The organism is Alteromonas profundi (assembly GCF_010500865.1).
In the GTDB taxonomy this organism is placed as follows: Bacteria; Pseudomonadota; Gammaproteobacteria; order Enterobacterales; family Alteromonadaceae; genus Alteromonas; species Alteromonas profundi.
Window position 1 is genome coordinate 1 of sequence record NZ_JAAAWN010000022.1, and the last position, 18,319, is coordinate 18,319.

The following is an 18,319-nucleotide window of genomic DNA, read 5'->3' on the forward strand; positions in this document are numbered from 1 at the left end:
GCTGAACGTTCGTCTACCGAGTACATCAACTTTCATATCCAACGATTAAGATCCTGTTGTAGATTGGCTATTTCAATAGCATGCCCGATCTAAAACGGAACTAAAGATGTGTTAGCCGTACGCTTACTATTAATCGCCTTATTTATATGCAGAAAAATAAGTGAAGCAGAGAGTATCTATAACCGCGGGGCGAGAGTCACTTATCGACCAGCGCTTGAGTGGCACTTAAGTTGAAATCGCTGAAGTTAGTTTGTGCCTCAACGATTTAAACAGAATATCTGATTTCTCTTTCAAGTTACCGATGAATTTATATTTATCGGGTGTGTTTATTTATATAGCTCCTCAAGCCTCCTCAATTTTTTTGTATTTCTGGTTAGCCCCCGTTATAACGTTAATGGAACTGGACAAAAGGGAAGTATTGGGGCGGCTACTTAAAGCGTTCAAGTTCTACCGCAATATCTGAATTATGGAGTTAGAGACGCGCCCAAAAATTTGCATGGTTGTAGGCTATCTCTCTCATCATGACTATTTCCTAAATTCTGCCGATGAACGGGTTATTCTAATCACAAATCAGCCTCAACTGTTTACCAATTCGCGAAAATCAATTATTCTCCATATTGGTTATGTTTAATGCTTAAGAAATGTTTAAATCCATATCAAAACTAGTATTAGTGTTTACAGTGCTATCTGCCCTCGTCGGGCAAGCGATGGCTGTAGATACTATGAGTTTTGAAATGGCTATTGATAACAAACATTACAATAGTAATTCTGAATCGAATTGCTCTATGAACATGAGCCATGGTATGAGAGTAGATTCTAGCAGTTCCGAAAACGCTAGTATTAAAGATTGTTGCAACACTTCGGAATGCACATGCCCACCAGGTGGTTGTACTCATGCTCCCGTCCTTATAGCTTCCATGATGATTGTTCAACACCCAGTGGTGCCGGACGCTTCATTTGGCTTGTTCTTCCAACAGCCAGTTTCAGTAACTTCCTCACTTTTTCGCCCACCGATATTTGCCTAACACAGGGTCAGTGCGTCCAAATCTCACGCACAATTTGTTTCAGTTCCTATTTATTATCTAGGTGCTAGTGTACCTATATGTGCCAGCTTTGTCTGGAGGCAAAAATGTTAAAAAAAATCACCTATCAAGCTGCGGTATTACTGCTAATTCTACCTAGCGTTGCCATGGCAAATATCCACCATGGCGCAAACGACGCCTTTGAATTATTGGTCTATAAATCACCATCGTGTGGATGCTGTAAAAAGTGGATAACTCATCTAGAAAGCCAAGGGTTTCAACTACGTACAAAGGACTTTCATAACTTGAGCGACATCAAGAACGAATACGGAATTTCGCCAAATCTTCGCTCTTGCCATACCGCTGTTACAGAAAGTGGCTTTGTATTTGAAGGCCATGTCCCTTCTATGTTTATAAAACGATTCTTGTTAGAAGAACATCCAAAGGCTATCGGGTTATCTGTTCCAGCTATGCCAGTAGGTTCACCCGGAATGGAAGTAGCAGAGCAGTTTATGCCTTATACCGTTTTCATTATATATCAAGATGGGAGCTACGAACCTTACGCGAAAGTAGAAAGCTACGAAAGTCAATTCGATTGAAGTCAAAGTTAAACAAATAAATGCGCACTTTTGACAATCAAAGCAATTTTAATTTTTAAAAACCAAAGATAGAGGTAATCATGAAAGCACTTGTTAAATCATTTGCAATATTTAGTGTACTGCTAAGCAGCGTGGCATTAGCACATGAGGCTATAGAAATTAAATCTAGCACACCAAGCAAAAATGCAATGCTGATGGAGGCCCCAATGGAACTATCAGTCAGCTTTACCAAGGGAGTTAGATTAATAAAAGTAGTTTTAAAAGATAGTGAAGGTGCAAAAGTTGATTTTGGCTTTGAACCTCCGAAAGAGGTTGCAACGGATTATTCTTGGACCTTACCTAAATTACGTCCAGGTTCATACAATGTTGAGTTCATCATGCTTGGCTCCGATGGGCACAAGATGAAAGATAGTTTTGGATTTATGGTGCACTAAAAAGGGGATTCAGCTGTGGAAATGTATATCTGGAACACTGTAATTGTAGTGACAAAGCTAATGTTTTATTTAGGTTTCGCGGCCACAGCTGGATATACATTTTTCTGGCGAGATATTAACGACAGTAGGACAAGTTATACAACGCCATCTTATAGCGCTGTATGGGTAAAGGTTTGTGTCTTTGTTGCGTTTATTTCTAATGCAGTGTGGTTTATCGCGAACACTGGAGCGATGGTAGAAGAGGGAATTCAAGGCGCACTTGACCCCTTTATGCTTAAGATAATGTTGAGTTCTCCTATCGGTGAAGTCACCTTGTATCGTGCGGGGGGGTTAGCCGTAGCTTTAATAACTATCTACTTATTGAAATTTAAACCTCTTAAACCTTTCCTAAGGTTAAAGTCTTGCTTACTTGTGCTGTGTCTATTCACTCTCTCGTACACATTTACTTTAACCGGCCACGTTTCTGAATTAGGAAGTATTGCTCGAATACTACTTATGGTTCACGTATTTGTTATGGCTTGGTGGTTTGGTGCATTGATTCCGTTAAAGCTCTCCTGCCATTACCAGAGCTACGAAAAGCTTTATAAATTAATGGATAGGTTTGGTACGCAGGCGGCCGTATTGGTTACCTTATTATTATCTGCAGGCATTTGGCTAGCTATTCAATTGGTAGGTAGTTTTGAAGGGTTATTTAGCTCCATATATGGGCAAACTCTTCTTGTTAAAATGTTCCTTGTAACTAGCATTCTAGCTATTGCTATACGGCACAAACTGAAATTAGTCCCAAAACTTAAAAGTGGCTCGGGAAGCGAAGCACTCTCAAAATCCATTTCATTAGAGTTAACAATAGCAGTTGCTATTTTAATCATTACTTCTGGGCTTACGAGTATTGTAGGTCCCGAAAGATAAAACTTAGAAGAGAAATTCAAATGAAAATTAAATTATTAGTCTTACTATTTATCATGCCCGTAATCATGAGTTTTGCTGCTAGTGCCCATGAAAAAGAACATCATGAGAAAGGTATGTTTAGTGGGTTAGATACGCCTGCAGCTAAAATAGTTATTGCATTCCATCACGCGCTTAATACGGGAGACAAAATCACTGCGAAGAGCCTACTGGCGGATGATGTGACTATTTATGAAGGAGGCGGAGTTGAGAGGAGCGCAGATGAATATGCTCAACATCATATGAATTCAGATATGGAATATCTATCGTCAGTGACAAATAAAGCGTTGGAGCATCAAGTCAAAGTTCTGGGCAACACAGCAATCTCCGCATCGCGGTTTCTGGTCAATGGGATGTTTAAGGGGGAAGAGAGAGACTACCAAAGTATGGAAACAATTGTCTTAATCAACACCGAAGGAGAGTGGAAAATCAAACATATTCATTGGTCAAATTGATTCGATTAACTACCCGAGAGAGCTCGTATGAAAAAATTTTTAATCATAATCATTTCGTCTTTGTTATCTTTTTTCACTTTCGCTCATGATAACAATGCAACTGATAAAGATCAGATAAAAGACATTATAAAGCAAATTGAATATGGCTGGGAGAATGGAGACGGTGCCCCCTTTAAAAAGCACTTTTTCGACTTTAAAGGCGCAAGATACTTTGAATCTGGCGGACAGAATGTAGGGTTAAGTGACTTGATAGAGCATCATGTTGAACCAGAAAAGGATGCCTTAGTTTTCTTAAGTTTAGATTTTTCTAACATTCAAACTCATGTAGAAGATGATTTTGCTTGGACACTCGTTGATACAACCGTTCAAGGAAAGGTTAGGAAGTCTGGAGAAACTTTCAACAAAACGGGGTTTCAAACCTTTCTTTTTAAAAAAGTTAACGGTGAGTGGCTGATAGTTCACACGCATTCCTCTAGTAGAAATCGTGCAAAAGACTAGCGAAATAAATGTATTGAAAGCTACTTTGGTAATATCAACGGTAGCTTTCCAGTTTGCTCAATATCAGAACCATCTCGGCTATCCTATTGCCAAAATGCCTTACACTTCATATTGGCACGAACTAAGCTTCTCGCCAGCCAATGAACCCTTATTATTCGTTTTTGCACAGATTTTTAATCAACATCGAATCCTTAAACACTTGTCCTCCCAACCTACATTTTGTTCCACATACGCTATTCTCAAAAGGTGCAGAGAAATATGAAAATCGTTTATTTTGGAAACGACTTATTCTCGAATTGTTTGTTACTTCTAATTAAAAATAGATTGAACATTGAACGCGTTTTTATAAACGATGTTCAGGAAAATGCGAGCTTCATCAAACGAATTTGTCGTAAATACAATATTGTTTATTCCACTGAAAAACCAAGTATCGTGACTCTTAAAGGATATTTAAATGACGAACAGACAGTCTTTGTTGTAGCCGATTACGGATACAAAGTACCCACAAACGAAATAAAATATGCGATTAATATCCACCCATCTTTACTACCCAAAAGTAGAGGCCCAACCCCACTCACCTACATTATCGACAACCCTGAGAACGCGGGTGTTAGCATTCATAAACTCACTGAGAAACTTGATGCAGGTAGCATCCTAATCCAAGAGAAATTTGAGGTCGAAAACAATGAAACGATTTCATCATTGATGGTCAAGTCTCAGTTACTCGCAGAAACTCTGTTAGAAGAATTACTTAATAACTTTAATGAACTTTATAATAACGCCACACCTCAATTGGAAAAGCTAGCGTCATTCCAAAGTCTACCTCCAGTAAAAAGAAGGTTTGTAAATTGGGATCAAAACACCGCTCAATTTAGTCATGCCCTTCGACAGTATGGGCACTTTGGGATTCTTATTTCGTTAGATAACGCGTTATATATCGCAAATGATGTCGAAGTCACAACTTTCAGTCACGATTTCACGTGCGGTAGCATAATCTTTGAGGATGCACTGATTAAAAGCATTGCTATAAATGATGGCTATGTTGTACTTTCTAAGCGTAGTTTAAGGCTATATGAATCAAGAGTACTAAACTAGTTGATTACGGCTTTAATGTTTAAAGGTCCTAAGCACTTTTTTGTGTTGTGTTGATCTACGTCAAAGTAAGAATAACGGAATACCGCTACTATTCCCTTACTCACTGATGGAGTTTATTGTGTCAGGCATTTATAAGTGGTTTAAATTAGTACTAATAGCTGCGCTGCTTTCACAGCACGGCTTTGCTATGACGAACCCAATTAAATGTGATGGTCACGACACATCAGAATCTCATATGTCCTCAAATGATTCCTTATCAAGCGTAGAACATACTACTTTAAATAATCACACACTTCATTCAGAAAAGAACCAGGATGTACAGCACTGCGAAGGAAATGATCAATCGATATGCGCGTGCTGTATAGGTGCTTACTGTGCAACTTCTTTAACCCAATTTTGTATACTTTCAAATATTGAAATTCTGATAAGTGAAAACATTAAGCAAAGCTCATTTTCAGATATAAATATTACCCCTTTAATTGGTATACACTCTCCTCCCTTCCACCCTCCGATTAAGAGCTACACATAAACTCAGTGAGGCTTTTCTCTAAGTTTTCTTTACTAATCAATTGCAATCAAAGAATGTCTTAGACGATCAACTGCTTAATTAATATACATTAAGACACTGTTTGCTATCAGTAAACGAACAGCAAGTATTATCCGCCTCACTTAAAAACGCATTACATCTTAGAACCGAAAGTTTCACGAGTTACATGCCTATTGACCTGCGTCCCACACACAGGTTTAGCCTTTAGGTATAAGTAAAATTTTAGGTTAAAGACATCGGAACAACTATGAAAGTAAGAGAGATCGCAAGCGCCTTGGCTACAACGCCAGATACTGTTCGCTATTACACGCGCTTGCAGTTAATAACGCCGGCAAAATCTGACAATGGTTATAAATTCTATTCAACGAAAGATGCTTCCAGGTTGCGGTTTATATTAAGTGCAAGGCATTTAGGTTTTTCAGTTGAAGATATCAAGCAAATTCTCAGAGAAGCAGATAATGGAAAGACCGCTTGTCCCCTAGTTAGAACCTTAATTGCAAGAAGGCTAGCAGAAACAGAAAGACAATTTAAGGCAATGTTGTTACTCAGGCAAAATATGATGCTGGCAGTAAGGAAATGGGGAGCAATGGGTGACAAAGCCCCATCCTCACACGTGGTCTGTCATTTAATAGAAGAGTTTGAACACACCGTCCTGGAGGAAAACATAAATGACAGAACTTAATGCAGGTGTTTCTTCAGAAAAATTGTTGTCCGTCAAAAAACAAGTCTTCTAAAAATAGGAAAAAAGGAGAGCACTATGAGTGCAGAAGTAACACAGCGACAATTAGTGATAGAAGGCGCCGGATGTGCCAGTTGCGTTGGAAAAATAGAAGCTGCCTTGAAGCAGACGCCGGGAGTGCAGAATGCCGAAATGAACTTTGCAGACAGAACAGTACTTGTATCGGGTACAGCGGATTCTCAATTATTGGTTCAAGCAGTAGAGTCCGTTGGTTACAACGCAAAGCCTTTCGAAGATAAGCCTGACACTGATGTAGTCGATGAAAAAGAAGCAGCGGATAGGACCTATTACAAAAAGCTGATGCGAGATACTTTCATTGCGCTTTCGCTAGGTATCCCTCTAATGACTTATAGCATTGTTGTCGACGAAATGACGGTCGAGACTAATGTCGAGAGGTTGTTGTGGCTAGCAGTTGGCCTACTGACGCTGGGTGTAATGTTCTTTTCCGGCCGGCATTTTTACATCGGTGCGTGGAAGAGCTTTAAAAATCATTCTGCCAATATGGATACACTCATTGCACTTGGTACAGGCACAGCATGGTTCTATTCGATGTTGGTAGTGTTGGTACCTGAAGCAGTGCCGTTAATGGCAAGGCACGTTTATTTTGAAGCTACAGCTATGATCATTGGTCTAATTGATCTGGGGCTTGCCTTAGAACTAAAAGCCCGCGGAAAAACCTCAGAAGCAATCAAACGTTTAATTGGATTACAAGCGAAAACAGCCACGGTTATTCGCGACAATAAAGAGGTCCAGGTCGCTATCGAGCAAGTGCTTTTTAACGATGTCATCAAAGTCAGGCCTGGAGAAAAAGTGCCTGTTGATGGTGTGGTTGTTGAAGGCCATACGTCAATCGACGAGTCCATGCTAACCGGGGAACCGATGCCAGTTGAAAAATCACATGACGATGAAGTCGTTGCTGGAACTCTCAACAAGTCAGGAATGTTTCTATTTAAAGCAACTCGAGTAGGTAAAGACACGGCACTGGCGCAAATCATTGCAATGGTTAAACGCGCACAAAATTCAAAGCCGCCTATTGGGCGCTTGGCCGACGTGATATCCGCTTACTTTGTTCCTGTGGTCATGATTATATCTGTGCTCAGTGCGCTAGCATGGCTGAACTTTGGGCCTGAGCCCGCACTGGCATTTGCCATAGTTTCGGCCACCACTGTATTGATCATTGCTTGTCCATGTGCATTGGGCCTAGCCACGCCGATGTCAGTTATGGTGGGGGTTGGAAAGGCTGCTGAAGCCGGCGTGCTAATTCGCAACGGCGAAGCGCTACAAACGGCATCAAAAATCAGTGTGATGATACTGGATAAAACCGGAACGATTACGGAAGGTACACCCAAGGTCACTGACATAATTTTAGCCAATTTCAGTGATGAAAAGACAGTGCTGCAATTGGCAGCTAGTCTGGAAAATGGTTCAGAGCACCCATTAGCAATGGCGATAGTAGAAAGTGCCCACGACCAGGGCATTGAGCTGCTGAAAACCGAAGAGTTTAATGCGATTACCGGTATGGGGGTTGAAGGCCGTTGTGAAGGAAAGGCCTTATTGTTTGGTAACAGCAAGCTTATGGCTTCAAAAGGGGTGGGCATAGGTAATTATTCAGAGAAAGCACAAACACTGGCCAAAGACGCCAAAACTCCCATGTATTTCGCTGTAGATGGACAACTTGCTGCCATCATAGCGGTTGCCGACCCGATAAAACCTGACTCTGTTTCTGCCATCAAGCGTCTTCAGGCTAATGATATCCGGGTCATCATGTTAACGGGGGACAACAAAGAAACTGCTGCTGCAGTGGCAAAGAAAGCGGCAATAAGCGAGTTTTTTGCTGAAGTATTGCCCGAAGATAAGGCCAACAAAGTACATGAATTACAGCAGCAGAGAGAAGTAGTGGGTATGACTGGTGATGGAATTAACGATGCTCCGGCTCTTGCCTTGGCTGATGTTGGCTTTGCCATTGGTACAGGAACGGACGTTGCCATTGAAAGCGCCGATATCACCCTGATGCGCGGCTCGTTGCATGGTCTGGCCGATGCTATAGCGGTTAGTAAAGCCACCTTGCGCAACATTAAGCAAAACTTGTTTGGAGCCTTTATCTACAACGTAGCAGGTATACCTTTTGCGGCGGGCGTGCTCTATCCATTTTTCGGAGTATTGCTAAGCCCAGTTATCGCCGGAGCCGCCATGGCATTTTCTTCGTTAACAGTGGTATCAAATGCGAACCGGCTTCGCCTATTCAAGGCAAAGGACCACTAAGGAGTTTTCTTATGATGATAATTAATATTGTAGGACTTACGGGTATTGCACTGATTATTTGGTGGTTTTGGTTATACAAGCCTGATCAGACAGTTACTGAAAGTAACGAAATACTCATAGAAGTAAAAAATGGCGTGTACTCACCAGCGTCTATTCAGGTAAACGCAAACCAATCTGTTACGTTGAAGTTTTTGCGCAAAGATGAGTCTCCCTGTTCCGAAGTACTGCTAATTCCTTCATTAGATATCAGTGAGCAGCTAACGCTTAATGAGGTAACACCAATTCACCTCGAAAACGTCCCACAGGGCGAACATACTTTTCACTGCCAGATGCAGATGTATCGCGGTGTTCTTACGGTGGTATAGGAGGAGTCATGAAAAACAGTCACCCCAGATTTTGGTCAACACCTACAGGGTGGGCAGCATTAGCGATGATCGCTGCCGTTACTTATTTTTTAATTTTCGAACATGGTCATCATGTCCTTCAGTTTCTTCCCTATTTGATTTTATTGCTGTGCCCATTCATGCATATATTCATGCACAGTAGCCACGGTAAACACGGACACGCCCACGAACATTCTCGCGACAGTGACAATAAGCAGAAAAGTTTTCAGGAATTGAGTGATAACAACGCGGCTTATCGTGATGGATACATTCAGGGGTTGGAGGAAGGCCGAAAGGAGTCACTTAAAAAGGACAACCAAGATGAATGATACATATGATTATGGCTTATGGTCAATGGTGATACTGAACTCAGCTATTTTTATCTTTTTTGCATTCAGTTTTGTAAAGCCAAAATCTTCCACCGACTGGCGAAGTTTGGGGGTATTTTCTGCGTTTATTGTAGCCCTGTTTACCGAAATGTATGGCTTCCCACTGACTATTTATTTCTTGTCAGGATGGCTTGCTGAAACCTATCCGGAAGTAAACTTTTTTGCGCACGAAAACGGACATCTGTTGCATACTTTCTTTGGTTTTAAAGGCGACGCCCACTGGGACCCATTTCATATCGCCAGTATGGTATTTATTGTTGCAGGATTCTTTATCTTGTCCTCAGCATGGAATGTGCTGCACCACGCTCAGAAGAACCATCACTTAGCTAAGACTGGATGGTATGCGCGGTGTCGCCACCCTCAATATTTAGCCTTCATACTGATCATGTTCGGTTTTTTGTTGCAATGGCCGACCATTCCCACACTGGTCATGTTTCCAGTTTTAGTTGTTGTGTATGTGAAACTGGCAAAGCGTGAAGAAGCTCTGGCTATTGCTGAATTTGGCGATGAGTATGTGAGCTATATCAACACGACACCTGGCTGGATCCCAAACCTCAACTTTAAATTAAAAGGTGAAAACCATGAAAAAATTCACTAAATCAATCATTTTTTCAACCACATTAGTAATGGCTGCAACATCGCAAGCTCAACAAATGGAAGAGCATGAGCATAAGGGCTCAGACAAGCCAGAGATTCAAACGGGAATGCCTATGCGTGGCCAAGATATGCATATGATGAATGCAAAAATAAAGTCGATGAAGGAAGAAGTTAACGCTATCAAAGAAGAAAAGAATCCCAGCAAGCAGCGTGAAATGATGAAAAAACACATGCAATCCATGATGGGAATGATGCATATAATGCACGAAAAAATGGAAGGGCAACCCATGCAAAACCAAGTTGATATGGCAGAAAGGCATCTTAAGATGATGGAAGTAATGATGTCGAAAATGGATGGAAGCCATTCACCCGAATCTCAGAAACATTCAAATTAACACCCGAGGAGAAAGATATGAGTGATTTAGACCACAGAGTCGGTGTCAGAGAAGCAAATTTAGTCGTTCGGAATTTACGGCTCAGCAATGTCTATGAGGCAAATTGCGAGCCCCTAATTGAAGAGATTGACAAGCTCTTTGGCATTGATGAGGTGAGCTACAACATCAAAGAAGGGGCTATTCACCTGGCATATGATGCGACACATATCGATTTAGACGGTATTGAAGCGATCATTCGAAAACACGGCGCAGATCTTCACAATGACTGGTGGACACACACAAAAGAAGGTTATTACCAGTTTGTAGATCAAAATATAAAAGACAATGCGACGCACAAACCGTGGAGTTGCCACCACTTGCCGCAGGGCGCTCACAGGAAGCGTACATAACCTTATTGTGCTCTACGTTCTCACTCAACAACAATGCTGAGCGATGTCGTTACATTATGATGCTGGCTTTAAGGAGGCGTAAGATGAAAATTCGAGAAAATGTATTTGCGTTCGCGTGCGCCGCATCGTTCAGCTTCGAGAGTGTTGTTAGTTGTTAGTTCTTTGTTCATTATTACAATGCCCGACATGATGTCACCCATGGCTGGTAATATAATGTTTTCAGACTGGCAAGGGATGATATGGAACGTGCCTTTATTGGGTGTAGTGATAGGCGGAGCTTTATGGGCTTTGTTCGCAGGTGTACTGGGTTGGCTTATTGCCAGTATTTACAATAGGCAGCTGTAGTAGTGAGGGCTAAATAAATAGTCAGTATTTGTCCTTTTAGCACAGGTACGATATTTGCTGATATCTACTGCCACATAAATTTAAACTAACGGTGAGATATTATGATAACCAATAATTCAGAATTAGCCTTACAGCAAGCCATGCAACTACCCAGTCAAACCAATACAGAGAAGCAGGGTTGTAGCCAGCCACCTGAGTCAAAAGGACAGGAGTTTGCTGAAATAATGAATACACTGAAGCAGCAAAAAAGCGGTTAAAGTGTGCCACGAGTAAAAATAACCGGCACGCTAATGCCGGTTAATTCCTTTCCTATTCATAACAACTGCGCTTACCTTTTAGGCTGCTACTCTGCCTACGCTGAATATTGTCTTACTCCGTCGATGTAGTTCATGAACAGCTTCAATGATTTGCATCAGTTATAATTTTTATCATCATCATCATACGCATGGAGCTTTAGAAACCATTTCTCAGCCGCGAATACGATAAGAAGTCCAGCCACAGAAATCCCAACAATGAAGATATCTGATTTTGCTTTCACCCACATAAAAGATAGAAGAACAATGATATCGAGAATAATTGCACTGACTAGTACCCAAGCTTTAGCTTGCACATCATCTCGTAAATGCTTGAACACTCCCCAGTGGATGAAGATATCCATTACGATATAAAAAACTACACCGATGGAGGCTATGCGGCTCAAATCGAAGAATATGGTAAGAAATATTGCGATGACTAACGTATAAATTAAGGAATGTCTTCTTATATCTCCCGGTAATGAAAAATGACGGTGAGGCACAAGTTGCATTGATGTAAGCATCGATAGCATTCTTGAAACAGCGAAGATGCTGGCAACGACACCGGAAGACGTGGCAATAATCGCGAAAGCTATAGTAAACCAAGCACCATACTGGCCGAATGCGGGTCGAGATGCTTCAGCAAGCGAATAATCTTTTGCCTGTATTATTTCGCCAATTGATAAATTTGCTCCTACTGCAACTGCGACAAAAACATAAAGTACCACACAAATGGATATAGAAATGACTATGGCCCTTCCTACATTTTTTTCTGGTTGTTTGAGCTCGCCTCCGCTGTTTGTGATTGTAGTGAATCCTTTGTATCCCAAAATACCAAGTGCCACGGCTCCGAGAAAACCGGTTGCGCTGGTATCTTGCGGTTGAGCTGAAACGCTCTCAAACGACAAACCGGTTGCCCACAGCCCACCAATTGCCAAAACTGCAAGTCCTGCTATTTTGATAAAAGCCATAATAAATGAGAGGGTCTGTATGAATTGATTACTCAAAATATTAACAATGAATGCCACAATAAGAAGACTCACGCCAAGCGCTGGTATAAGCCACTCAGCGCCCTGAGAGTCAAACAATTGTAGGACATAAGTGCCAAAAGTGCGGGCTACCAAACTTTCATTGATAACCATGGAAAAAAACATTAGCAATGCACAGGCACCAGTCAGCAGACCTCTACCATAGGCTTTTTTCAGAAACATGGCGATACCACCTGCAGAGGGGTATTTCTGTGCCATTTTGATGTAACTGTATGAGCTAAACCCTGCAATTATCGCTGCAACTAAAAACGCAAAAGGAAACCATGTGCCTGCCAGCTCTGCTATTTGCCCGGTTAAAGCAAATATACCAGCACCTATCATTACACCAGTTCCCATCGATACCGCGCCCCAGAGGCTTAACGAATCTTTCCTGTTTGAATGCTCGTGTTCATTCATATTGGTTACTCCTTTATGTCATGTGAGCCTGAGTAACAACAAAAGCAACCTGCAGCAAATATAAGGACACAGGCCCATTACAAAACAAATTCGAAGACGTGTAGAAAGAAATAACTGGCAATGGCATACCAGTTATTTCATTTTTAGCGTAGGGCGTTTAAAACCAAATCCTTGCACCTAACACTACACCAGTTTCACTGGTTGACTTGCCTTCAGCCTTTAATGCATCAGCTGTATTTCCCAAAGCTTTGCTGTAATAAACACCGACATAAGGTGCTACCTCCCTCACTATTTCATGCCGATATCGCAAACCAATACGAATATTACTCAACCCGCTTTGACGGTCATACTTTTCAGAATCGGTGAGGTTGGCAACAACTTCCAGTCGCGGTTGCAGATAGGAAACTTGACTTAGTTGCCAGTCATATTCGGTTTCATTGATGAACTGCATGTCACCGTCTTCGTTAATACGCAGTGAATTTTCCATTTCAAACCAGTAAGGCGCTAGACCTTGATAACTGACCACCGCATAGTTTTCCATATCCGCATCGGATGACAGCTCTCCCTTTGTGCCCACACCAAATTGTATAGACCAAAAAGAAGAAACGAGATAACCGTACAACAGTTCTGCTCGTTCCAGATCAGTAGGCATTCCATCGTTTTGTGTATTTTCGCCTTCGCTTTTAAAAACAAGACGATGGTAATCTCCGCCATACCACGCCTGCATGTCCCAGACCGCTATATTTTGCTGCTCATCAGTGCGAGTATATTCAAGCCGGTCAAATAGAACTTGGCCAAAATATTCATTAGGAATAGGAGATGGCCAGTCATCTCTTGATTGAGCCAAAGCATTGTCAACGCTCAAAGTTAATGTTATTAGGCCTGCTATTAATATCTGTTTCATTTTAATCTCCTATGCGACCTGTACAACACGAAACATACCTGCTTCCATGTGGTATAGCAGGTGACAATGAAACGCCCACTCACCGGGGGCATCTGCGCTGATTTGTAACGAGACCTTCTCTCCAGGCTTGAGGCTGATCGTGTGTTTACGAGGTCTTGGATATTGGCCGTTTTCAAGTTCCATCCACATACCATGTAAATGAATAGGGTGATCCATCATAGTGTCATTAACCAAGATCAGACGTAGTCTCTCGCCATAATTGAAACGTACATATCCGTCTACTTCACTAAACTTTTTGCCATCGAACGACCACATGTACCTTTCCATATTGCCCGTTAAGTGAAGCTCAATTTGACGTTCCGGCTCTCTTTCGTCAGGCCAAGGACTTTCACCGACTAAATCTGTATAAACAAGGACACGATGTGGGCTGTCTTCCAAACCGATCCCAGGTTCATCCAACCTAGAGCTTGGATTTTTAGCAATCATCGCTGCACCAGCGCCGTGCCCGTCTTCGCTGTGGACAATGTCTATGCTTTCTACTGGGAGCTTTTTGGAGGGGGTCATTTCTCCTTCCATTTGGGTGCCATGCATTGTATGGGCGCTATGCTGCCCCATTCCTTTCATTTCACCTTTTGGAGCAGCCATGCCCGAGCTGTCGACCTTGGACTTATCCATATTCATGCCTTTCATACCAGACATGTCCATCCCCATCGCCGCCATGCCACGCTCTGTGATAACTCGCTGTGGGGGAACCTCTGCAGTAAGGCCAATTGACGGGGTTAGGGTGCCACGCGCATATCCACTTCTATCAAAACTTTCCGCAAAAAAGGTATAAGCTTTTCGCTCTTTTGGCTGAACGATTACGTCATAAGTTTCCGCTACTGCAATTCGAAATTCATCCACATTTACTGGTTTAACAGGCTGACCATCTGCAGCTACAACCGTCATTTCAAGCCCTGGGATGCGAAAGTCGAAATAAGTCATCGCAGAACCATTTATAATCCTCAACCGGATTTTTTCGCCTACTTTAAACAGGGCCTGCCAGTTGTCCTGTGGTGTCCGGCCATTCATTAAGTATGTATATGTACTGCCTGTAACGTCAGCTATATCGCGAGGGCTCATACGCATTGCACCCCACATAGCGCGCTCTTCCCATGTATCGGCAAACCCTTTTTTCTTTACGTCTTCTAACGTGTCGAAAATAGTTCGCTTTTGATAATTGTAATAACCTTCCGCTACCTTCAGTTTTCGCATAACTTCATGGGGGTCTGAAAACGTCCAATCGCTTAAAATAATTGTATGTTCCCTATCAGCCCCAATGTCTCCATTTGCAGGGTCGATCACAAGAGGTCCTAAATGGCCCAACTGTTCTTGGAGGCCTGAATGACTGTGGTACCAGTAGGTGCCGTTTTGCTCGACATCGAATGCATATTTAAATGTTTCGCCAGGTTTTATTCCGGCAAAGGAAACTCCCGGAACGCCATCCATATCTGGTGGTAAAATAATCCCGTGCCAGTGTATTGAAGTATCTTGGTTAAGGTGGTTAGTTACATTGAGGTGCGCTCGCTGTCCTTCTTTCAATCTAATCAACGGGCCCGGCATTTGACCGTTGATCGTTATAGGTGAGCCCATATTTGAGCCTATTGGCAATTGCGCTTTTGACACATTGAGATTTTTAATATCACCTGTCAAAACTTGATCTTTAAAATGGCGACCAACAGGTGCTGCCCATAGAGGACTAACGTTGGTTAACGCAGCCGCAGCGCTCGAGGTTAGGGCACCGAGCACAAATCTTCTGCGACCGTTGTCGATAGAATTTTTCATAGTTTTTAGCCTTTGAATTGATACTAACTGGACGAAGGAAGTTCATCCATTTAAAAAGTATTACTAACTAAGTCAGTGCCTTAGGCTATCGGTGGACGAAAAGGTGGAGTGAAAATTTTGAAGGGAACAGCTAGAGCGATAATGTCATACTGCTCAGCAAACGTTGTTTCAAATTGACGAATGGGAACGTAAAAAAGACTTGTAAAGTGGTAGCAATTGGTAGCTATACACATACATCCATCATTGCAGCAACCTGATTTACCCGAATGCGAGGGGTGTCCATCAGTGTGAGCGCTTTGATGCTTAGAACTAGGTGAACTGCTACGTTTCTCCTCATGAGCGTCTGCGAATTTGTGAGAAACCTTAGTTAATGAGCTATGTTCATCCATTTTCATTTCACACGCATCAACTGGCACGGTAAACAGTACCAATAAATATCCAATGCATAGTGTGAAAATAATAGATCTCATAACTTTGTATTTGCTCTCAACCTTTACGCGACGTTATTCCCTTAGACAAGATAAGTCTTAAGGACACTTTAATCAATGACATTTGCTTGTAACTAAGATAAACAACTTCCTATGTAGTTAAACAAGCAGTCTTTTCAATCTTAAAAGCTGATAGAGTTACTTTTATTAAGTTTAGTCGATAAGCAACTCTTGTAACTAAAAAGATAACATGAGTAATGCGCCTGCTATCATAAAAATGTTTTCTGATAGTGAAACAAAACCTAACGGCACGTTACTGTCCCCACCGACACAAGCACATTTGAGCTCCCGTTTATCCACATATACTGCTTTAAAGACAGAAATTGCCCCAACGGTTCCTATAAATAGTGAAAATGGCGCAACAGCTATGGCAGGCAGTTGAGCTACCATTCCTATCCCCGCGTAGGCTTCAAGAAATGGGTAGATGTAACCATATCGAAGCCACCTCATTGCCAACAAATCGTAGGTTATGAACGAATTTGTAAAACTATACAAATCCTTCAATTTTTGAACTGCAAGTAGTGTCATTGAGAAAGCAATAAAGAGAACCAGTGTTCTTATAGAGATGAAGTCTTCAGAAACAAAGAACTGGAATGCTAACGATAGCAGAGCTGCCACAGAAAAAATCGCAATAACAGGTGCATAAGTAGTTCCGTTCTGCCCCGCTTCTCCTTTCCCGAAGTATTTACGAAGCTCATCATATCCACCAATTCGCTTTTCTTCGATGAAGGTTTGAGGCGTCGTTTCTACACCATGCTTTTGCTTGAAATCATCGGTGTCATTACGTGAAGTAAGATGATTGTCTTCTACTAAATAGCCTTCTCGCTCTAGTAAGTCTTTTGACCTTAAACCGTAAGGGCAAATGTGCTCTTTAGTAACCATTCTATATAGGATAGCTTTCTTACTCATTTTCCTTTCCTTTATTCAATTTACCTTCAAATTGAGGAATTGGACGCTGTTCGGCCTGTTCCTGAGTTGTTACCTTGCCATTCTTATTTATATCCTCTATCAACCACTCCATCTCCTTTATTTCCTTTCGCTGAGCTTTAATAATGCCGTTTGCTAATTCTCGTACGCGAACGTCTTCAAGGTTAGAACGCTCACTAGTCAAAATAGCTATAGAGTGATGAGGAATCATTGCTTTCGTGTAAGCGGTATCTGAAATGGTACTTTGTGAACGAACAAGATAGATACACAAGGCGAAAGTAAGTGCCGCTATTATAAAAATGGCTGTATTGAGTTTCTTGTTGCTATACATACCTAACATGAAAGCTAACATTATAATCGCCATGCCTGCCCCCATATAGAGTGCCATATAAGTCCTTGTCTCACTGAACCAGACATGCGAGATAGCGTAGGTATTTAAGTACATCATTAAAAACATCGCTACAGTTGAAGTTATTATCATTGCAGCGAACTTAGAGTATTTCATATGTAATCCTTACTTAAGAAATAGTTAATATTTGTAGATCTTTCTAACAAAAGAAAGCTTGAGAGAGGTTACAAACCAATCAATCTTAACTAGTCAAGTTTTGTACCAACAAGGAAATATTATGTTTTTGTCTATATTAATAGTTTTAGCTGCGCTGTTGAGCTGCGTAGGGCTGCATCTTTTTAATATTTCAGTAGTCGCGGACAATATCAGCGAGAGATTGAAGGGAGCTTGGATAAAAACACTGTCGGTAGTCGTTATTGCCATTTCGAGCCAACTTTTACTAGCAGTCATTTTTACTCTGGCGTATGAAATTGGACTTTATTTCGAGCTCGGCGATTTTAAGCAACCTGCCACTTCCATGGATATTTTTTACTTTTCACTAACTACGATTACTACATTGGGTCTTGGAAGTATCGAGCCGGACGGACATCTACGAATGATAGCAGGAGTTGAATCGGCTACAGGGTTTCTACTAATAAGCTGTTCAGCATCGAAAGTGTTCAAGCATATGTAATGTAAAAACTGTAACCTGAGAAGATGTAAACCTCACCCGTCAGGACTAGTTTTTAATGAAACAATGTTTCGCAAATTATTGTCTTTTTAGATACTAAAAAGCGAACAATAGAGCACTCTTTGCTTCTCTCTTAAAGAAGTTTGAGGGTATAGCTTAGCAAACGTTTCAGAACCAAAAGCACGGTTGAAAGCTGACTTTATTATCTCAAAACTGATTTAAATCTGGGCTATGATCTTGGCGCTTTTATTCGAGTCGCTTATGCAGATATATTTGGGATTACTATAGGAGCATACGCACAACTTCGGTAATTCCTTCATCCCTG

Annotated in this window: 22 protein-coding genes; 17 read left to right on the top strand and 5 right to left on the bottom strand. The window is 41.5% G+C overall.

Annotation, left to right across the window (positions count from 1 at the left end; genetic code table 11):
• Positions 1 to 641 precede the first annotated feature (641 nt).
• The 16 genes from GTH32_RS19790 (at position 642) to GTH32_RS19385 (ending at position 11,351) form a co-directional block, all read left to right on the top strand.
• A complete protein-coding gene (locus GTH32_RS19790; protein WP_425482373.1) occupies positions 642 to 1,025 on the top strand; it encodes a CopL family metal-binding regulatory protein in 384 nt (127 codons plus the stop codon).
• A gap of 104 nt (positions 1,026 to 1,129) precedes the next feature.
• Positions 1,130 to 1,621, top strand: a complete 492-nt coding sequence (locus GTH32_RS14485) for a DUF411 domain-containing protein (protein WP_163087090.1) — start codon at positions 1,130 to 1,132, stop codon at positions 1,619 to 1,621.
• Between the two features lie 80 nt (positions 1,622 to 1,701).
• Entirely contained in the window at positions 1,702 to 2,055 is a 354-nt protein-coding gene (locus GTH32_RS14490) for a copper resistance CopC family protein (RefSeq protein ID WP_012516900.1), read from the top strand.
• Between the two features lie 60 nt (positions 2,056 to 2,115).
• Positions 2,116 to 2,964 (top strand): copper resistance D family protein, encoded by an 849-nt coding sequence (locus GTH32_RS14495; RefSeq protein ID WP_246223275.1) that lies wholly within the window; start codon positions 2,116 to 2,118, stop codon positions 2,962 to 2,964.
• 20 nt (positions 2,965 to 2,984) lie between these two features.
• Complete coding sequence (locus tag GTH32_RS14500; RefSeq protein ID WP_012516902.1) at positions 2,985 to 3,455, top strand: YybH family protein; 471 nt, start codon at positions 2,985 to 2,987, stop codon at positions 3,453 to 3,455.
• A gap of 27 nt (positions 3,456 to 3,482) precedes the next feature.
• Positions 3,483 to 3,953: a YybH family protein gene (locus tag GTH32_RS14505; RefSeq protein ID WP_015066037.1), complete on the top strand. Its 471-nt coding sequence runs from the start codon at positions 3,483 to 3,485 to the stop codon at positions 3,951 to 3,953.
• Between the two features lie 258 nt (positions 3,954 to 4,211).
• Entirely contained in the window at positions 4,212 to 5,048 is an 837-nt protein-coding gene (locus GTH32_RS14510) for a formyltransferase family protein (RefSeq protein WP_015066038.1), read from the top strand.
• Positions 5,049 to 5,842: 794 nt separating this feature from the next.
• A complete protein-coding gene (locus GTH32_RS14515; protein WP_012516906.1) occupies positions 5,843 to 6,277 on the top strand; it encodes a MerR family transcriptional regulator in 435 nt (144 codons plus the stop codon).
• Between the two features lie 75 nt (positions 6,278 to 6,352).
• Positions 6,353 to 8,596, top strand: coding sequence for a heavy metal translocating P-type ATPase (locus GTH32_RS14520; RefSeq protein WP_012516907.1), 2,244 nt, complete (start codon positions 6,353 to 6,355; stop codon positions 8,594 to 8,596).
• An 11-nt stretch (positions 8,597 to 8,607) separates the two neighbouring features.
• Positions 8,608 to 8,961 carry a cupredoxin domain-containing protein gene (locus tag GTH32_RS14525; protein WP_012516908.1) on the top strand — a complete coding sequence of 118 codons (354 nt, stop codon included), beginning with the start codon at positions 8,608 to 8,610 and terminating at the stop codon, positions 8,959 to 8,961.
• Positions 8,962 to 8,969: 8 nt separating this feature from the next.
• Positions 8,970 to 9,308 (top strand): DUF2933 domain-containing protein, encoded by a 339-nt coding sequence (locus GTH32_RS14530; protein ID WP_012516909.1) that lies wholly within the window; start codon positions 8,970 to 8,972, stop codon positions 9,306 to 9,308.
• The gene (locus tag GTH32_RS14535) at positions 9,301 to 9,966 is read left to right on the top strand and encodes a methyltransferase family protein (RefSeq protein ID WP_024015555.1); all 666 of its coding nucleotides are present in this window, start codon (positions 9,301 to 9,303) and stop codon (positions 9,964 to 9,966) included. Before GTH32_RS14530 ends, GTH32_RS14535 begins: the two co-directional genes overlap by 8 nt.
• Entirely contained in the window at positions 9,950 to 10,360 is a 411-nt protein-coding gene (locus tag GTH32_RS14540) for a hypothetical protein (protein WP_012516911.1), read from the top strand. The genes GTH32_RS14535 and GTH32_RS14540 overlap by 17 nt, the downstream gene beginning before the upstream one ends.
• A gap of 17 nt (positions 10,361 to 10,377) precedes the next feature.
• Positions 10,378 to 10,749, top strand: a complete 372-nt coding sequence (locus tag GTH32_RS14545) for a hypothetical protein (protein WP_012516912.1) — start codon at positions 10,378 to 10,380, stop codon at positions 10,747 to 10,749.
• A gap of 99 nt (positions 10,750 to 10,848) precedes the next feature.
• Positions 10,849 to 11,094: a DUF5676 family membrane protein gene (locus tag GTH32_RS19645; protein WP_012516913.1), complete on the top strand. Its 246-nt coding sequence runs from the start codon at positions 10,849 to 10,851 to the stop codon at positions 11,092 to 11,094.
• A 101-nt stretch (positions 11,095 to 11,195) separates the two neighbouring features.
• Positions 11,196 to 11,351 carry a hypothetical protein gene (locus GTH32_RS19385; protein WP_012516914.1) on the top strand — a complete coding sequence of 52 codons (156 nt, stop codon included), beginning with the start codon at positions 11,196 to 11,198 and terminating at the stop codon, positions 11,349 to 11,351.
• A 155-nt stretch (positions 11,352 to 11,506) separates the two neighbouring features.
• Here GTH32_RS19385 and GTH32_RS14555 read toward each other — a convergent pair whose 3' ends face one another.
• The 5 genes from GTH32_RS14555 to GTH32_RS14575 all read right to left on the bottom strand — a co-directional run bounded on the left by GTH32_RS14555 (position 11,507) and on the right by GTH32_RS14575 (position 17,480).
• Complete coding sequence (locus GTH32_RS14555; RefSeq protein ID WP_012516915.1) at positions 11,507 to 12,832, bottom strand: APC family permease; 1,326 nt, start codon at positions 12,830 to 12,832, stop codon at positions 11,507 to 11,509.
• Positions 12,833 to 12,989: 157 nt separating this feature from the next.
• A complete protein-coding gene (locus GTH32_RS14560) occupies positions 12,990 to 13,736 on the bottom strand; it encodes a copper resistance protein B (protein ID WP_014978041.1) in 747 nt (248 codons plus the stop codon).
• Positions 13,737 to 13,745: 9 nt separating this feature from the next.
• Positions 13,746 to 15,560: a copper resistance system multicopper oxidase gene (locus GTH32_RS14565; RefSeq protein WP_014978042.1), complete on the bottom strand. Its 1,815-nt coding sequence runs from the start codon at positions 15,558 to 15,560 to the stop codon at positions 13,746 to 13,748.
• 665 nt (positions 15,561 to 16,225) lie between these two features.
• Positions 16,226 to 16,957, bottom strand: coding sequence for a MauE/DoxX family redox-associated membrane protein (locus GTH32_RS14570; RefSeq protein ID WP_014978043.1), 732 nt, complete (start codon positions 16,955 to 16,957; stop codon positions 16,226 to 16,228).
• Positions 16,950 to 17,480 (bottom strand): DUF305 domain-containing protein, encoded by a 531-nt coding sequence (locus GTH32_RS14575; RefSeq protein WP_012516919.1) that lies wholly within the window; start codon positions 17,478 to 17,480, stop codon positions 16,950 to 16,952. The genes GTH32_RS14570 and GTH32_RS14575 overlap by 8 nt, the downstream gene beginning before the upstream one ends.
• A 121-nt stretch (positions 17,481 to 17,601) precedes the next feature.
• On the opposite strand from GTH32_RS14575, the gene GTH32_RS14580 reads away from it, so the two are divergent.
• Positions 17,602 to 17,997, top strand: a complete 396-nt coding sequence (locus GTH32_RS14580; RefSeq protein ID WP_014978045.1) for an ion channel — start codon at positions 17,602 to 17,604, stop codon at positions 17,995 to 17,997.
• Positions 17,998 to 18,319: the final 322 nt, after the last annotated feature.

What these genes read in the sequence shown, in the direction of transcription:
- GTH32_RS14520 (WP_012516907.1), top strand. Translation starts at nt 6,353, where the DNA reads ATGAGTGCAGAAGTAACACAGCGACAATTAGTGATAGAAGGCGCCGGA.
- GTH32_RS14555 (WP_012516915.1), bottom strand. Translation starts at nt 12,832, where the DNA reads ATGAATGAACACGAGCATTCAAACAGGAAAGATTCGTTAAGCCTCTGG.
- GTH32_RS14510 (WP_015066038.1), top strand. Translation starts at nt 4,212, where the DNA reads ATGAAAATCGTTTATTTTGGAAACGACTTATTCTCGAATTGTTTGTTA.
- GTH32_RS19790 (WP_425482373.1), top strand. Translation starts at nt 642, where the DNA reads ATGTTTAAATCCATATCAAAACTAGTATTAGTGTTTACAGTGCTATCT.
- GTH32_RS19645 (WP_012516913.1), top strand. Translation starts at nt 10,849, where the DNA reads ATGTATTTGCGTTCGCGTGCGCCGCATCGTTCAGCTTCGAGAGTGTTG.
- GTH32_RS14540 (WP_012516911.1), top strand. Translation starts at nt 9,950, where the DNA reads ATGAAAAAATTCACTAAATCAATCATTTTTTCAACCACATTAGTAATG.
- GTH32_RS14565 (WP_014978042.1), bottom strand. Translation starts at nt 15,560, where the DNA reads ATGAAAAATTCTATCGACAACGGTCGCAGAAGATTTGTGCTCGGTGCC.
- GTH32_RS14560 (WP_014978041.1), bottom strand. Translation starts at nt 13,736, where the DNA reads ATGAAACAGATATTAATAGCAGGCCTAATAACATTAACTTTGAGCGTT.
- GTH32_RS14525 (WP_012516908.1), top strand. Translation starts at nt 8,608, where the DNA reads ATGATGATAATTAATATTGTAGGACTTACGGGTATTGCACTGATTATT.
- GTH32_RS14530 (WP_012516909.1), top strand. Translation starts at nt 8,970, where the DNA reads ATGAAAAACAGTCACCCCAGATTTTGGTCAACACCTACAGGGTGGGCA.
- GTH32_RS14535 (WP_024015555.1), top strand. Translation starts at nt 9,301, where the DNA reads ATGAATGATACATATGATTATGGCTTATGGTCAATGGTGATACTGAAC.
- GTH32_RS19385 (WP_012516914.1), top strand. Translation starts at nt 11,196, where the DNA reads ATGATAACCAATAATTCAGAATTAGCCTTACAGCAAGCCATGCAACTA.
- GTH32_RS14580 (WP_014978045.1), top strand. Translation starts at nt 17,602, where the DNA reads ATGTTTTTGTCTATATTAATAGTTTTAGCTGCGCTGTTGAGCTGCGTA.
- GTH32_RS14515 (WP_012516906.1), top strand. Translation starts at nt 5,843, where the DNA reads ATGAAAGTAAGAGAGATCGCAAGCGCCTTGGCTACAACGCCAGATACT.
- GTH32_RS14505 (WP_015066037.1), top strand. Translation starts at nt 3,483, where the DNA reads ATGAAAAAATTTTTAATCATAATCATTTCGTCTTTGTTATCTTTTTTC.
- GTH32_RS14495 (WP_246223275.1), top strand. Translation starts at nt 2,116, where the DNA reads ATGTTTTATTTAGGTTTCGCGGCCACAGCTGGATATACATTTTTCTGG.
- GTH32_RS14545 (WP_012516912.1), top strand. Translation starts at nt 10,378, where the DNA reads ATGAGTGATTTAGACCACAGAGTCGGTGTCAGAGAAGCAAATTTAGTC.
- GTH32_RS14575 (WP_012516919.1), bottom strand. Translation starts at nt 17,480, where the DNA reads ATGAAATACTCTAAGTTCGCTGCAATGATAATAACTTCAACTGTAGCG.
- GTH32_RS14490 (WP_012516900.1), top strand. Translation starts at nt 1,702, where the DNA reads ATGAAAGCACTTGTTAAATCATTTGCAATATTTAGTGTACTGCTAAGC.
- GTH32_RS14570 (WP_014978043.1), bottom strand. Translation starts at nt 16,957, where the DNA reads ATGAGTAAGAAAGCTATCCTATATAGAATGGTTACTAAAGAGCACATT.
- GTH32_RS14500 (WP_012516902.1), top strand. Translation starts at nt 2,985, where the DNA reads ATGAAAATTAAATTATTAGTCTTACTATTTATCATGCCCGTAATCATG.
- GTH32_RS14485 (WP_163087090.1), top strand. Translation starts at nt 1,130, where the DNA reads ATGTTAAAAAAAATCACCTATCAAGCTGCGGTATTACTGCTAATTCTA.